This is a genomic window from Brevibacillus sp. B_LB10_24 (genome assembly GCF_046036945.1).
GTDB lineage: Bacteria > Bacillota > Bacilli > Brevibacillales > Brevibacillaceae > Brevibacillus_C.
Genome location: NZ_JBJQOQ010000077.1, coordinates 1 through 1,158 on the forward strand (window position 1 = coordinate 1; position 1,158 = coordinate 1,158).

1 protein-coding gene is annotated in these 1,158 nt (G+C 45.2%); it reads right to left on the reverse strand.

Going from position 1 to position 1,158, the window contains the following annotated elements:
• Nucleotides 1-192 precede the first annotated feature (192 nt).
• Nucleotides 193-1,158: IS3 family transposase (locus tag ACI7RC_RS27715; protein WP_408111380.1), on the reverse strand; the 966-nt coding region annotated here is incomplete at its 5' end.

Here is a 1,158-nt window from a genome sequence, read left to right on the forward strand (position 1 = left end):
CGGTTTAACCCCTTAAAATTTGAGTCTTTCTCCCTTATTCTCGCATTTTCATATGATTCTTCCCTCCTTCAACCACCTGGGAGTCTAGGAAGGAAAACGCCTAGCGTCAAGGAGATCACTTGACCCCAGACGTTTTCCTTCCTGCTTGTCAGCTAGGTTGAAGTAGGGATCATTCTGCAATCCTTTGCCATACTACACTTTCACAACAAATGGTCTAATGCGTTGCAGGCTAAAGGCTTTACCAAATTCTACAGGTGATAAATCGTACAAGCTTCCATGAATCCGGCGCTGATTATAAAAGAGCAGATAGTTTGTCACGGTTTCATAGGCTTCTTGAAAGCTCTGAAATTCATTCCGCTGCAAACATTCTTTCTCCAAAACGCTGTGAAAGGACTCAATGTGAGCATTTTTGTTTGGCGTCTTTGGAGGAATTCGTTCGTGAACGGTTCGAAAGCTTTGACAGGCTCCTTCAAAGGCATGGCTAATAAACTGTGGACCGTTATCCGTACGGATAACAGGGCGATCATCACGATGGAATTGCTGCCGTTTCCACAAAGCACGTTGGAGAATCTGAGCAGCATGTTTTCCTTCGCAGGTCAGTCCGAAATGGTAGTCCACGATCGCTCGATCATAGACATCAATGAGACTCATCAGGAAAAAGAAACGCTGTTCTCCTACGATAAATCCGTATTTTACGTCCATTTCCCACAATTGATTCGGCGCGGTAATCTCTCGGTTGTTTGCCAACTTTCGAGGATGGTTCCTTTTCTTTTGGCGTTGGGGTTGCAGGAGTTCTTCTTCTTTCAGCAAGCGGTAAACCTTTTTCTTGTTGATGACCAATTGGTAGTCTCGCCGTAGGCAGACGGTAAGCTTTCGATATCCATAAGCAGATTCTTCATCGGCAATCAGCTCGGATAGCCATTCTTTGATTTGTTCGTCACTGACAGGTTGTCCGTCTTTTGACAACGAATAACCGGGTATAGGCCTTCCTCCGTGATAAACGCGAGGTTTTTGGGAGGCTTTGTTTTTTCGGTAATAGTAGGTGGCTTCCAGGATGCCGACAATACGTAGCACCAGTTTGGCTGTGTACCCCAGCTGTATCCACTTGTCGGCTATTTCCATTTTGTCCGATAAGCTGGGTTCACCTTTTTTACAAGA